The organism is Streptomyces sp. NPDC046805 (genome assembly GCF_040645355.1).
In the GTDB taxonomy this organism is placed as follows: domain Bacteria; phylum Actinomycetota; class Actinomycetes; order Streptomycetales; family Streptomycetaceae; genus Streptomyces.
Genome location: NZ_JBEYYC010000003.1, coordinates 328,700 through 340,299, shown reverse-complemented (window position 1 = coordinate 340,299; position 11,600 = coordinate 328,700). Strand labels below are relative to the sequence as shown.

Here is an 11,600-nt window from a genome sequence, read left to right as displayed (position 1 = left end):
GGGGGGTGGCGGGGTGGTTCTTCGTGGTGTTGGATCCTGGTCGCTCCTGGGGGGGGGTCGGTGGTGGTTGGGGGGGGGGGGGGGGGGGGGGGGTCCCCCCCCCCCCCCCCCCCCCACCGCCGTGAGCGCCGCTCCTGGGGCTGCGCCCCGGACCCCCCTTCGGCCTGGACCGGGGGCCTCGTCCTCAAGCTCCCCCAAGCCGTACGTCGACGACCTCGGGCCCTGGCTCGCGGCGGAGTACGCGCGCGTGCATGGGGCGAAAGCACCGCGGCCCGAGTGGGGATCCGCGCCCGGCCAAGGCCCCGCTGCCCGCTAGATGAGGCCGTGCTCCCGGAGGTAGTCCAGTTGCGCCCGGACCGACAGTTCGGCGGCCGGCCACAGGGAGCGGTCGACGTCCGAGTAGACCTGGGCGACGACCTCGGTCGCGGTGCTGTAGCCGTCCTCGACGGCCGTCTCCACCTGGGCGAGGCGGTGGGCGCGGTGGGCGAGGTAGAACTCGACGGCGCCCTGGGCGTCCTCCAGGACCGGGCCGTGGCCGGGAAGGACCGTGCGGACGCCGTCGTCGACCGTCAGTGACCTCAGCCGCCGCAGGGAGTCCAGATAGTCGCCGAGGCGGCCGTCGGGGTGCGCCACGACCGTCGTACCGCGGCCGAGGATCGTGTCACCGGTCAGGACCGCCCGGTCGGCCGGGAGGTGGAAGCAGAGCGAGTCCGCGGTGTGGCCCGGGGTCATGACGACCCGCAGCTCCAGGCCGCCGACCGTGACCACGTCACCGGCGGCCAGCCCCTCGTCGCCCAGCCGCAGCGCCGGGTCCAGGGCACGCACCTTCGTGCCGGTCAGCTCGGCGAAGCGGGCGGCGCCCTCGGCGTGGTCGGGGTGGCCGTGGGTGAGCAGGGTCAGCGCGACGCGCTTGCCGGCCTTCTCGGCCGTGTCGAGGACGGTGCGCAGATGACCGTCGTCCTCGGGGCCCGGGTCGATCACCACGGCCAGGTCGGAGTCGGGCTCCGAGACGATCCAGGTGTTCGTGCCGTCCAGGGTCATCGCGGAGGCGTTGGGCGCCAGGACGTTGACGGCCCGCGCGGTGGCGGGGCCGGAGAGGACACCGCCCCGGGGCTGTCCGGGCAGGGCTGCTGCGTCCGTCATGCCGGTCCTCCGCTGGTGCGCACGCGCTTGGTGAACTCGTCGTGGCCCGGCCAGGACAGGACGATGTCGCCGTCCACCAGGCGGGCGCGGGCCAGCACCGGCGTCATGTCGCGCGTGGGCGCGGCCGCGAGCGTCTCGGCGGCGGTGGTGTACTCGGACAGCTGGCGCAGGGTCGCGATGGTGGGCGGCATCATCAGCAGCTCGCCCTTGTCGTACGAGGCGGCTGCCTCCTCGGGCCGGATCCACACCGTGCGGTCGGCCTCCGTGGAGGCGTTCCGGGTGCGCTGGCCCTCGGGGAGGGCGGCCACGAAGAACCAGGTGTCGTAGCGGCGGGCCTCGAACTCCGGCGTGATCCAGCGGGTCCAGGCGCCGAGCAGGTCGGAGCGCAGGACCAGCCCGCGGCGGTCGAGGAACTCGGCGAAGGACAGGTCGCGGGCGACCAGGGCGGCGCGGTCGGCCTCCCAGTCCTCGCCCGTGGTGTCGCCGACCACCGAGTCGGGGGCGGGTCCGGCGAGCAGGACGCCCGCCTCCTCGTACGTCTCGCGGACGGCGGCACAGACGATCGCCTGGGCTCCGCTCTCGTCGACGCCGAGCCGCTCGGCCCACCACGCGCGCGTGGGGCCCGCCCAGCGGATCTGGCGGTCGTCGTCACGGGGGTCGACGCCGCCGCCCGGATACGCGTACGCGCCTCCGGCGAAAGCCATGGAGGCGCGTCTGCGCAGCATGTGGACGGCGGGGCCGGTGCCGGTGTCCTTCAGGAGCATCACGGTGGCGGCACGCCTGGCCGTGACCGGGGTGAGGGTGCCGTCCGTCAGCGCGCGGATGCGCTCCGGCCACTCCGGGGGATACCACTGCCCATTCGCCATGGGCGGAGGCTATCCCGTGGTGAGCGAATGTTCGAGAGGCTCCTGGGGTCCGCGCACCGCGGCAGCCCCGCCGACCCGCTGGTCCCTACGGGACCAGCTCGACCTGGATCTCGACCTCCACCGGAGCGTCCAGCGGAAGCACGGCGACGCCCACCGCGCTGCGGGCGTGCACGCCCTTGTCGCCGAGGACCTCGCCGAGCAGCTCGCTGGCACCGTTGACGACACCGGGCTGACCGGTGAAGTCGGGGGCCGAGGCGACGAAGCCGACGACCTTCACCACGCGCGCGATGCGGTCCAGATCGCCGGCGACGGACTTGACGGCGGCCAGGGCGTTCAGAGCGCAGGTGCGGGCCAGGTCCTTGGCCTCGTCGGCGGTGACCTCACCTCCCACCTTGCCGGTGACCGGCAACTTGCCGTCCACCATGGGCAGCTGGCCGCTGGTGTAGACGTACGCCCCGGTCCGCACGGCCGGCTGGTAGGAGGCCAGCGGCGCTGCCACCTCCGGCAGGCTCAGGCCGAGTTCGGCGAGCCTGGCCTCGACGGCGCTCACGACTGCTTCTCCCGCTTCAGGTAGGCCACGAGCTGCTCGGGGTTGTTCGGCCCGGGCACGACCTGGACGAGCTCCCAGCCGTCCTCGCCCCAGGTGTCCAGAATCTGCTTCGTGGCGTGGACGAGCAGCGGCACGGTTGCGTATTCCCACTTGGTCATGTGGCCGACTGTAGTCGCTGTTATCCACAGCCTCCCGCGTAGGCGGCCGGCGGACTGGTTAGTCTCGAAGGTGTGAGCAGGTTCCAGATCGTCAGCGGCAAGGGCGGCACCGGGAAGACGACGGTCGCCGCGGCCCTCGCGCTGGCTCTCGCCACCGAGGGGAAGCGGACGCTTCTCGTGGAGGTCGAGAACCGGCAGGGCATCGCGCAGCTCTTCGAGACGGAGGCGTTGCCCTACGAGGAGCGGAAGATCGCGGTCGCTCCCGGGGGCGGTGAGGTCTACGCCCTCGCCATCGACCCCGAACTGGCCCTTCTGGAGTACCTCCAGATGTTCTACAAGCTGGGCAGCGCCGGCCGGGCCCTGAAGAAGCTCGGGGCCATCGACTTCGCCACCACCATCGCGCCGGGCCTGAGGGACGTACTCCTGACCGGCAAGACGTGCGAGGCGGTACGGCGCAAGGACAAGAGCGGGCGGTTCCTGTACGACCATGTCGTCATGGACGCGCCGCCGACCGGGCGCGTCACCCGCTTCCTCAACGTGAACGACGAGATGGCGGGGCTGGCGAAGATCGGCCCGATACACAATCAGGCGCAGGCCGTGATGCGGGTGATGAAGTCGCCCGACACCGCCGTGCACCTGGTCACGCTGCTCGAGGAGATGCCCGTCCAGGAGACCGCGGACGGGATCGCCGAACTGCGGGCGGCGGGACTGCCCGTGGGCCGGGTCATCGTGAACATGGTCCGGCCCCAGGTGCTGGGCACCACCGACCTGGACCTCGTACGGACCGTGCCGCGCACCGCCTTGGCGAAGTCGCTGTCGGCCGCCGGACTGGGCGGAGCGCGCCGCGGCGGGAACGCCGAGCGGCTGGTGGACCCGCTGCTGGCACAGGCGGCGGAGTACGCCGAGCGGTACACGCTGGAGCACGAGCAGCGCTCGGTCCTGGCCGAGCTGGACCTGCCCCTGCACGAACTGCCGCTGCTCGCCGAGGGCATGGACCTCGCGGGCCTCTACGAACTCGCCACCGACCTGCGGGAACAGGGGATGTCATGAGTCCGGACCCGGCCGACGCGCAGGATCCCGCCCGCCACCACCTCTCCTCCGCGCGCGTCCTCGACGTCGACGCGCTGATCGACGACCCGAACACACGGATCGTGGTGTGCTGCGGCTCGGGCGGTGTGGGCAAGACCACGACGGCGGCGGCGCTGGGGCTGCGTGCCGCCGAGCGCGGCCGCAAGGTGGTCGTGCTGACCATCGACCCGGCCAAGCGGCTGGCCCAGTCGATGGGCATCGACTCGCTGGACAACGTCCCGCGCCGGGTCAAGGGCACCGACGGCGCCGGGGAACTGCACGCCATGATGCTCGACATGAAGCGCACCTTCGACGAGGTCGTCGAGGCGCACGCGGACCCCGAGCGGGCGGCCACGATCCTGGCCAACCCCTTCTACCAGTCGCTCTCGGCGGGCTTCGCGGGCACGCAGGAGTACATGGCGATGGAGAAGCTGGGTCAGCTGCGGGCCGACGACGAGTGGGACCTGATCGTCGTCGACACACCGCCGTCCCGGTCGGCCCTGGACTTCCTGGACGCGCCCAAGCGGCTCGGCTCCTTCCTCGACGGGCGGCTGATCCGGGTGCTGACGGCCCCGGCGAAGCTGGGCGGGCGCGCGGGCATGGCCTTCCTCAACATCGGCATGTCGATGATGACCGGCACGCTGGGCAAGCTGCTGGGCGGCGACATGCTGAAGGACGTCCAGACGTTCGTGGCCGCGATGGACACGACCTTCGGCGGCTTCCGCACGCGCGCGGACGCCACGTACAAGCTCCTCCAGGCGCCGGGCACGGCGTTCCTGGTGGTGGCGGCTCCGGAGCGGGACGCGCTGCGCGAGGCGGCGTACTTCGTGGAGCGGCTGGCCGCGGAGGGCATGCCGCTGGTCGGTCTGGTGCTCAACCGGGTCCACGGCAGCGGCGCCGACCGTCTGTCTGCCGAACGGTCGCTCGCCGCCGCGGAAAATCTTGAGGAACCCCGCATTGTGGATCAGGGCGACGGGAAAGCTGGACTTCGTAACTCTCCCGACACGTACGGCAGTTCAGAATCAGCCATGGGTTCCGGTTCAGCCGTGTCCGAGTCCCACTCCCCCGCCGGACCGGACCACGCCGTCGACCGGCTCACGGCAGGCCTGCTGAGGCTGCACGCCGACCGCATGCACCTGCTCTCCCGCGAGCAGCGCACGCGTGACCGCTTCGCCGCGCTCCACCCCGAGGTGGCCGTGGTGGAAGTGGCCGCGCTCCCCGGTGACGTGCACGACCTCACCGGGCTGCGGCAGATCGGAGACAGGCTGGCGGCCGGGCGGCCGGAGTTGCCCGAGACAGGCGCGTGAACCGGAGGCGAGCGCCCGAGCGCGAGACAGGTTCCGGCGCCCCGCACCAGGGGCACGTGCCTGAACCGCGCGAGCCGAGAGGGCCCCCTCAGCTCACCGCCGCGTAGTTCTCGTACACCTCGTCGTTGTCGAGGGGCACGATGCCGGCGCCCCGCTCGTATTCCGAACGCGCTGTCTCCAGGAGACTGCGCCAGGAGGTCACGGTGGGCCGCCTGCGCAGCAGCGCCCGGCGCTCCCGCTCCGTCATGCCTCCCCACACGCCGAACTCGACGCGGTTGTCCAGCGCATCGGCCAGGCATTCCGTGCGCACCGGGCATCCGGTGCACACCGCCTTGGCCCTGTTCTGCGCTGCTCCCTGAACGAACAGTTCATCCGGATCGGTAGTGCGACAGGCGGCCTGCGCACTCCAGTCGGTTACCCAGCCCATACCGGCGCCGTCCTCTCCCGAATCGAGGCTCCCCCACGGCGGCAGCGGCATATTCACCGCCGCCAGTTGAGGACGTTACGGAAGGTGGGCACAGCGCAACACCCCCTTCGGGCCCAATCTTGAATGGCCCGAACGGACTATGAGTACGCGGCAGATCACCCACGGGAGTGAGCTGGCGACATGCGTGACGATCCGGGCAAACCGGGACGGCTGTGGTGTGTCGCAGTGGACACCAGGTGACACACGAGGCGGATTCGGACGCCTCTCACACACCTCGACATGCCCGACGGAGAGATCCGCAGAAGAAAGTCGAGAAGATCCGCAACGATTCGGGGTCGCCGGACGTATTGATACGTGGCCGCAGAGCTGTGACAGTTGAGAGCAGCTTAGGCCAAGGCATATACGCGTGTCCGGCGAATGAGAACGTAGGCTGCCCCCATGCCAAAGAAGCGCTCGGGCGGTGGCCTGTCGCCCATGCAGCAGGCCGCCAAGTTCCTCGGTGTCAGTGTGCTCGCGGGAGCGGTGATGGCCGGCATCGCGCTGCCTGCGGCAGGCGCGCTCGGACTCGCGGCCAAGGGCTCGGTCCAGAGCTTCGACGAGATCCCGGCCAACCTGAAGAGCCCTCAGCTCAGTCAGCGGACCACGATCCTGGACAACCGCGGCGACCAGATCGCCTCGGTCTACTCCCGCGACCGTACGGTGGTCGACCTCACGAACATCTCGCCGTACATGCAGAAGGCGATCGTCGCGATCGAGGACTCCCGCTTCTACCAGCACGGCGCGATCGACCTGAAGGGCGTCCTGCGCGCCGTGAACAAGAACGCGCAGAGCGGCGGGGTCGCCCAGGGCGCCTCGACCCTCACCCAGCAGCTGGTGAAGAACTACTTCATCGAGCAGGCCGGCGACGACCCGACGAAGGTCGCGCAGGCCACGCAGCAGACGCTGGGTCGCAAGGTCCGCGAGCTGAAGTACGCGATCCAGATCGAGGACAAGCTCGGCAAGAAGAAGATCCTCGAGAACTACCTGAACATCACGTTCTTCGGCGAGCAGGCCTACGGCGTCGAGGCCGCCTCGCAGCGGTACTTCTCCAAGCCCGCCAAGGACCTCGACCTCCAGGAGGCCGCCCTCCTGGCCGGCATCGTGCAGTCGCCGAGCCGCTACGACCCGGTGAACGACGAGGCCGAGGCCACCAAGCGCCGCAACGTCGTGCTCCAGCGCATGGCCGAGGTCGGCGACATCTCCCCGGCGGAGGCCGCGAAGGCCAAGCAGCAGCCGCTCGGACTGCACGTCAGCCAGCCGAAGAACGGCTGCATCACGGCGGTCAAGGGCGCCGGCTTCTTCTGCAAGTACGTCGAGAACGCGTTCCTCACCGACCCGGTCTTCGGCAAGACCAGGGAGGACCGCGCCCAGGTCTGGAACCGCGGCGGCCTGACGATCCGTACGACCCTGGACCCGCAGGCCCAGGACTCCGTCCAGACCTCCCTCAAGGACCACGTCAACCAGTCCGACTCGGTCGCCGCGGCCGCCACCCTGGTCCAGCCCGGCACCGGCAAGATCCTGGCGATGGGCCAGTCGAAGCCGTACGGCTACGGCAACGACGAGACCGAGTACAACTTCTCGGTCAACCGGGACATGGGCGGCTCCAACTACGGCTTCCCGACCGGCTCGACCTTCAAGCCCTTCGTGGCCGCGGCCGCGATCGAGGGCGGTAAGCCACCGACCCAGAAGTACTCGGCGCCGTACCAGATGCCGTACCCGAGCCCGGTGCAGACGTGCGGCGGCAAGCCGTGGGTCAACGTCGACCGCGACAAGGTCGAGAACGAGAGCCGCTCGGAGGTCGGGCCGTTCCAGATGAAGGAGGCCATGGCGAAGTCGGTCAACACCTACTTCGTCCAGATGATCTCCGACATCGGCCTGTGCCCGGTGATGAAGATGGCCGACGGCCTGCATGTGGTGCAGGGCAACGGCGACAAGCTCCCCGAGAAGCCCGCCATCGCGCTCGGCTCGATCGGACTGTCGCCGCTGACGATGGCGAGCGCGTACGCGACCTTCGCCTCCCGCGGCACGTACTGCACGCCGGTCGCCATCGAGGCGATCACCCAGACCGTCGGCAACGAGGAGAAGTCGCTCCCCGTCCCGAAGTCGACCTGCTCGCGCGCGATGAGCCAGAAGACCGCCGACACGGTCAACACCCTGCTGCGCGGCGTGGTCGACTCCGGTACCGGCCAGAAGGCCGGGCTCACCGACCGCGAGAGCGCCGGAAAGACGGGTACGACGGACGAGCGCAAGAACGCCTGGTTCGTCGGCTACACGCCCAACATGGCCGGCGCGGTCTGGGTCGGCAGCGCCAAGCAGGACGTGCAGATGGAGCGGATCAGCATCGGCGGCGTCTACCACGACCAGGTCTACGGCGCCGACGTCCCCGGCCCGATCTGGAAGGACGCCGTGACCGGCGCCCTCGAGGGCAAGCCGGTCGAGACCTTCCACCTCATCGACATCCCGGACGACAACGGCGACGAGAACGACAACGACCGGGGCCACGGACGCGACAACGGCGACAACGGCGGCAACTTCATCGGCGGTCTCATCGGCGGCCCGACAAACGGCGGCGCGAACGGCGGACCCCGCCCGGCACCGACCGCCTCCCTCCCGGGGAACTTCATCCAGGGCCAGAGCAACGGGAACGGCAACGGCGGCCCGCGACGCTGAGGCGGGCTGAGGCCGGCTGAACAGACCGAAGCCGACCGAAACGAAGGGGCCGCACCCCTGGACCTGGATCCAGCGGTGCGGCCCCTTCGTCGTTCGGGCCGGGTCCGGGCCGAGCCGTCAGCCCTGCAGCAGCTTCTTGACCGCGGCGGCGACGCGCCCGCCCTCGGCCTGCCCGGCCACCTTCGGGTTCACGATCTTCATGACGGCGCCCATGGCCCGCGGCCCCTCGGCACCGGCCGCCTTGGCTTCCTCGACGGCCTGGGCCACGATCGCGTTCAGCTCGTCGTCGGACAGCTGCTTGGGCAGGTACGCGGCGAGGAGCTCGCCCTCCGCCTTCTCCCGCTCGGCCTGCTCGGCACGACCACCCTGCGCGAAGGCCTCGGCCGCCTCGCGGCGCTTCTTGGCCTCCTTGGTGATCACCTTGAGGACTTCGTCGTCGGACAGCTCGCGCTTCTCCTTGCCGGCGACCTCCTCCTTGGTGATCGCGGCGAGCGTCAGCCGCAGCGTGGAGGAGCGGAGCTCGTCGCGCTCCTTGATCGCGGCGTTGAGGTCGTCGTGCAGCTTCGACTTGAGCGTGGTGGTCATGGGGTCGATTGTCGCAGGTAAGGCAGCGGGGCCGCCCCCCGATTTACCGCGTCGCAACCCGTCTTGGGGGACGGCCCCGGCTCTGCGCGTCTGCACGGTCTGACACGATGGTCGTATGCGCGCGCGATACGGAGTACCCCTGGGAATCATGGCGGCAGGCGCCGCCGGACTGGCGTACGCGGCGGGCTTCGAAGCCCGCTCCTTCCGCCTCCGACGAGTGACGGTCCCGGTCCTCCCGCCGGGCATGCGCCCGCTGCGCGTGCTCCAGGTCTCCGACATCCACATGGTGAGCGGACAGCGCAAGAAGCGGCGCTGGCTGCAGTCGCTGGCCGGCCTGCGCCCCGACTTCGTGATCAACACGGGCGACAACCTGTCCGACCCGGAGGGCGTCCCGGAGGTCCTGGACTCGCTGGGCCCGCTGATGGAGTTCCCGGGCGCGTACGTCTTCGGCTCCAACGACTACTACGGCCCCAAACTCCGCAATCCCGCCCGCTACTTGCTGGAGAAGACCAGCGGCCGCCACGGCCTGAACGGCAACCCGCCGGTCGTCGGCGCGATCCACAACCCGTGGGAGGACCTGCGGGACGCCTTCGACGAGGCGGGCTGGCTGAACCTGACGAACACCCGGGGCGTGCTGAAGCTCGACAGCGCCTCGGTGGAGCTGACCGGCCTGGACGACCCGCACATCAAGCGCGACCGCTACGCGAAGGTGGCCGGCGGCCCGTCGGGCAGCGCCGACTTCTCGATGGGCGTGGTCCACGCGCCGTACCTGCGCGTCCTGGACGCGTACACGGCGGACGACTATCCGCTGATCCTGGCCGGCCACACCCACGGCGGCCAGCTCTGCATCCCCTTCTACGGCGCCCTGGTCACCAACTGCGACCTGGACACGGACCGCGTGAAGGGCCTGTCCACGTACACGGCGGAAGGACGTACGTCGTACCTGCACGTCTCGGCGGGCTGCGGCACGAACCGCTACACGCCCGTACGGTTCGCGTGCCCGCCCGAGGCGACGCTGCTGACGCTGGTGGGCCGGGAGTAGCGGCACCCGGCCCGCTCGCCTTCGGTCGCCACCGGAGGCGAGCGGGCCGCGGCAGCGGATTCACTCATCCGACGCACCCGCATCGCCCCTTTTGTCCGTCCTGCTTAGCGTGAGGGCATGACGGCCCCGATACCCAGGGAAATCCCGGACCTCCCCCCGGTCCGGGCCACCCCCACGCTGCCGCGCTCCCCCGTCCCCGCCACGGCGGTGACACCCCCCGCCCGCCGCCCGCTGGCCGCGGCGTACCGCCTGCTGGTCGCCATGGCGGCGATGGCGACCGTGATCGTCGAGCTGCTGATCGGCAGCCCGCCCCGGATCCTGAGCTACTTCAGCATCCAGAGCAGCCTCCTGCTGGCCCTGGTGATGATCCTCTCCGCCCAGCGGGCGTGGACGGCACGCCAACCACTGCCCTCGGCCGTGACCGGCGCCACCCTGCTCTACGCCATCGTCGCGGGCGCGGTCTACCACCTGCTCCTGGGCCACACGACGCCCCCGTTCGCGATGACGGACGCGACACATCCGCCGGCGCCCTGGCACGGCCAGTGGATCGCCCTCCAGATCCTCCATACGGCGCTCCCGGCCGCGGCGCTCCTGGACTGGCTCCTCCTCACCGCCCCCGACCGCCTGCACCTCCGCCAGACCGTGACCTGGCTCCTCTACCCCATGGCCTACCTGACCTTCTGCCTCATCCGCGCCGAGGTGCTCCTCTCCGGCGCCCCGGCCCGCTACCTCTACCCCTTCCTGGACGTGGCGCGGCACGGCTACCGCAGCGTCCTCGCCAACGCCCTCCTCCTGGGCCTGTGCATCTACGGCCTGGCCGTGCTCCTCGTCGCCCTCGACCACATCCGCCCGAACCCGATACGCCGCCGCGGGATAACCGGATTTCGTCTCCAGCCACCGGTGGGCTAAAGTAAACGTCGTCGCCGCGACAAGCAGCGACATCGGGGTGTAGCGCAGCTTGGCAGCGCGCTTCGTTCGGGACGAAGAGGTCGTGGGTTCAAATCCCGCCACCCCGACAGCCGAAGTACCAGGTCAGGGGCCTGATCCGCATCGCGGGTCGGGTCCCTGAGTGGTTTCTGGGTCTCCTGGGAGAAATCTGGGAGAAGATCTTGGAATCCCGCTCGCAGACGGGCCTACGAAGGCAGTCACGGTCGCCCCTCCAGCGGGTGCTTCAGAACAGATGCAGGCGCGCGGCAGTCCTCATGCACTTCGCGGTCGCCGCGTGGTGCCGCCTGCACTCCGGCTGGCACACCATCATGGAGGGCGGACTCCAGCCCGAGTCCATCGGCGACGTCATCACCCGCGCCGACCAGCGCTCCGGGATCGAGATCCGCTTCGCCGGCCACAGCCCGCACCGCGGACTGGCCACCTCCTCCCGCCTCAAGGGCCACGACCAGATCGTCATCGCCAAGGAGGGCGGCTGGGCCCACACTCAAAGGTCCTCGCCGGATACCTCGAAGTCGTCGACCAGTGGGAGGACAACGCCCTGCTCGGCGTGTTGGGTCGCAAGGGGTAGTGGCACCCCACTTCCGAACCGCATCACCTGGCTAAAGGGACTTCCGGCGAGCAGTCTTCATGCTCTCGTCGAGTCAAGACCCACCGAGCCCGTTGCCGCCGGTGTCGGTGCCGCCGTTGCCGGTGGCGCTGGTGCCGCCGTTGCCGGTGCCGGTCGTACCGCCGTTGCCGGTGCCGGTCGTACCGCCGTTGCCGGTGCCGGTCGTACCGCCGTTGCCGGTGCCGGTCGT

11 protein-coding genes and 1 tRNA gene are annotated in these 11,600 nt (G+C 70.5%); 6 read left to right on the top strand and 6 right to left on the bottom strand.

The window, feature by feature from the left end; all coding sequences use genetic code 11:
• Positions 1 to 312 precede the first annotated feature (312 nt).
• The 4 genes from ABZ910_RS06105 to ABZ910_RS06090 all read right to left on the bottom strand — a co-directional run bounded on the left by ABZ910_RS06105 (position 313) and on the right by ABZ910_RS06090 (position 2,717).
• Positions 313 to 1,143, bottom strand: a complete 831-nt coding sequence (locus ABZ910_RS06105) for an MBL fold metallo-hydrolase (RefSeq protein WP_361359932.1) — start codon at positions 1,141 to 1,143, stop codon at positions 313 to 315.
• Positions 1,140 to 2,009: an NUDIX hydrolase gene (locus ABZ910_RS06100; RefSeq protein ID WP_361359929.1), complete on the bottom strand. Its 870-nt coding sequence runs from the start codon at positions 2,007 to 2,009 to the stop codon at positions 1,140 to 1,142. Before ABZ910_RS06100 ends, ABZ910_RS06105 begins: the two co-directional genes overlap by 4 nt.
• An 85-nt stretch (positions 2,010 to 2,094) precedes the next feature.
• Positions 2,095 to 2,559: a RidA family protein gene (locus ABZ910_RS06095; protein ID WP_361359926.1), complete on the bottom strand. Its 465-nt coding sequence runs from the start codon at positions 2,557 to 2,559 to the stop codon at positions 2,095 to 2,097.
• Positions 2,556 to 2,717 (bottom strand): DUF4177 domain-containing protein, encoded by a 162-nt coding sequence (locus ABZ910_RS06090; RefSeq protein WP_121891618.1) that lies wholly within the window; start codon positions 2,715 to 2,717, stop codon positions 2,556 to 2,558. Before ABZ910_RS06090 ends, ABZ910_RS06095 begins: the two co-directional genes overlap by 4 nt.
• A gap of 72 nt (positions 2,718 to 2,789) precedes the next feature.
• Between ABZ910_RS06090 and ABZ910_RS06085 the strand changes: the two genes are divergently transcribed.
• Positions 2,790 to 3,767, top strand: coding sequence for an ArsA-related P-loop ATPase (locus ABZ910_RS06085; protein WP_361359923.1), 978 nt, complete (start codon positions 2,790 to 2,792; stop codon positions 3,765 to 3,767).
• On the top strand, positions 3,764 to 5,092 hold the full coding sequence (locus ABZ910_RS06080) for an ArsA family ATPase (protein WP_361359921.1): 1,329 nt from the start codon (positions 3,764 to 3,766) through the stop codon (positions 5,090 to 5,092). The genes ABZ910_RS06085 and ABZ910_RS06080 overlap by 4 nt, the downstream gene beginning before the upstream one ends.
• Positions 5,093 to 5,180: 88 nt before the next feature.
• Here ABZ910_RS06080 and wblA read toward each other — a convergent pair whose 3' ends face one another.
• Positions 5,181 to 5,519: a transcriptional regulator WblA gene (gene wblA, locus ABZ910_RS06075; RefSeq protein WP_361359996.1), complete on the bottom strand. Its 339-nt coding sequence runs from the start codon at positions 5,517 to 5,519 to the stop codon at positions 5,181 to 5,183.
• A 438-nt stretch (positions 5,520 to 5,957) separates the two neighbouring features.
• Here wblA and ABZ910_RS06070 point away from each other — a divergent pair, with 438 nt between their 5' ends.
• Complete coding sequence (locus tag ABZ910_RS06070; protein WP_361359918.1) at positions 5,958 to 8,228, top strand: transglycosylase domain-containing protein; 2,271 nt, start codon at positions 5,958 to 5,960, stop codon at positions 8,226 to 8,228.
• 117 nt (positions 8,229 to 8,345) lie between these two features.
• On the opposite strand, the gene ABZ910_RS06065 is transcribed toward ABZ910_RS06070, so the two are convergent.
• Entirely contained in the window at positions 8,346 to 8,813 is a 468-nt protein-coding gene (locus tag ABZ910_RS06065) for a GatB/YqeY domain-containing protein (RefSeq protein WP_361359915.1), read from the bottom strand.
• 115 nt (positions 8,814 to 8,928) lie between these two features.
• On the opposite strand from ABZ910_RS06065, the gene ABZ910_RS06060 reads away from it, so the two are divergent.
• The 3 genes from ABZ910_RS06060 (at position 8,929) to ABZ910_RS06050 (ending at position 10,871) form a co-directional block, all read left to right on the top strand.
• Positions 8,929 to 9,855, top strand: coding sequence for a metallophosphoesterase (locus ABZ910_RS06060; protein ID WP_361359912.1), 927 nt, complete (start codon positions 8,929 to 8,931; stop codon positions 9,853 to 9,855).
• Between the two features lie 117 nt (positions 9,856 to 9,972).
• Positions 9,973 to 10,764, top strand: coding sequence for a Pr6Pr family membrane protein (locus tag ABZ910_RS06055; protein WP_361359909.1), 792 nt, complete (start codon positions 9,973 to 9,975; stop codon positions 10,762 to 10,764).
• A 33-nt stretch (positions 10,765 to 10,797) separates the two neighbouring features.
• A tRNA-Pro gene (locus tag ABZ910_RS06050) sits at positions 10,798 to 10,871 on the top strand.
• The last annotated feature ends 729 nt before the right edge of the window (positions 10,872 to 11,600 follow it).

Excerpts from the sequence above, each read along its gene's own strand:
- ABZ910_RS06100 (WP_361359929.1), bottom strand. The coding sequence starts at position 2,009 with ATGGCGAATGGGCAGTGGTATCCCCCGGAGTGGCCGGAGCGCATCCGC.
- ABZ910_RS06080 (WP_361359921.1), top strand. The coding sequence starts at position 3,764 with ATGAGTCCGGACCCGGCCGACGCGCAGGATCCCGCCCGCCACCACCTC.
- ABZ910_RS06060 (WP_361359912.1), top strand. The coding sequence starts at position 8,929 with ATGCGCGCGCGATACGGAGTACCCCTGGGAATCATGGCGGCAGGCGCC.
- wblA (WP_361359996.1), bottom strand. The coding sequence starts at position 5,519 with ATGGGCTGGGTAACCGACTGGAGTGCGCAGGCCGCCTGTCGCACTACC.
- ABZ910_RS06090 (WP_121891618.1), bottom strand. The coding sequence starts at position 2,717 with ATGACCAAGTGGGAATACGCAACCGTGCCGCTGCTCGTCCACGCCACG.
- ABZ910_RS06055 (WP_361359909.1), top strand. The coding sequence starts at position 9,973 with ATGACGGCCCCGATACCCAGGGAAATCCCGGACCTCCCCCCGGTCCGG.
- ABZ910_RS06065 (WP_361359915.1), bottom strand. The coding sequence starts at position 8,813 with ATGACCACCACGCTCAAGTCGAAGCTGCACGACGACCTCAACGCCGCG.
- ABZ910_RS06070 (WP_361359918.1), top strand. The coding sequence starts at position 5,958 with ATGCCAAAGAAGCGCTCGGGCGGTGGCCTGTCGCCCATGCAGCAGGCC.
- ABZ910_RS06105 (WP_361359932.1), bottom strand. The coding sequence starts at position 1,143 with ATGACGGACGCAGCAGCCCTGCCCGGACAGCCCCGGGGCGGTGTCCTC.